This is a genomic window from Bradyrhizobium sp. Leo170, assembly GCF_004296405.1.
GTDB lineage: Bacteria > Pseudomonadota > Alphaproteobacteria > Rhizobiales > Xanthobacteraceae > Bradyrhizobium.
The window spans coordinates 1-838 of the sequence record NZ_PSRR01000785.1 but is presented as its reverse complement, the minus strand read 5'-3'; the positions used below and the strand labels follow the sequence as shown (position 1 = coordinate 838).

The window sequence follows — 838 nt, the reverse complement described above, 5'->3', positions numbered from 1 at the left end:
CCGTGTGGACAGTTACCTTATCCAGAGCAGAGTGGCGGCAATGGCGACGACGGCGAAGTAGTTTCGCGCGGTCTTTTCGTAGCGCGTGGCGACACGCCTGAACTGCTTCAGTTTTGAGAAGCAGCATTCGACGAGGTGACGCTCGGCGTAAAGGGGCTTGTTGAGCGGATATTTCTTGGTCCGCGAAGGATTGTTTGGAATGACGGCCTGTGCGCCCTTTGCGGCGATGGCGGCTCTGAACGCGTCGGAATCGTAGGCCGCATCCGCCATGACGAACTCGGCCGCAAGGCCCTCGACGAGGGGCTGGGCTTGCGGGGCATCACCGGCTTGGCCTGCCGTCAGGAAGAAACGGACCGGACAGCCCAGGCCGCGGACGGCCATATGGATCTTAGTCGTCAGGCCGCCGCGCGATCGACCGATGGCCTGATTTTGAGCCCCCCTTTTGCGCCGCTGGCGTGCTGGTGGGCGCGGACGATGGTGGAATCGACGATCAGGTATTCAAAGTCTGGATCATCCGCCAGCGCTTCGAACATGCGCAGCCAGACCCCTTTGGCGCTCCATCGGCTGAAGCGCCGGAACACGCTATTCCAGTCGCCGAACGCTTCAGGCAGATCGCGCCACGGCGAGCCGGTGCGCACAATCCACAAAACGCCCTCGACGAACATCCGGTTATCGCGCCCCGTCGAACCGCGCTGGTCCGGCCGGCCGATGATCAAGCCGGATATTCGATCCCATTGCGCATCGCTTAGAACCAGCCGATCCTTGACGCCCAAGGCTTCCTCCTAAAAGAAAGCCTTGAATCACGTTCAATCTGATTTGAGAATCCCAAGAGTCCACA

Annotated in this window: 1 pseudogene; it reads right to left on the bottom strand. The window is 60.7% G+C overall.

Annotated features, from left to right (window positions below):
- Nucleotides 1-12: 12 nt before the first annotated feature.
- A pseudogene (locus CWO89_RS44695) lies at nt 13-716 on the bottom strand (IS5 family transposase).
- Nucleotides 717-838: the final 122 nt, after the last annotated feature.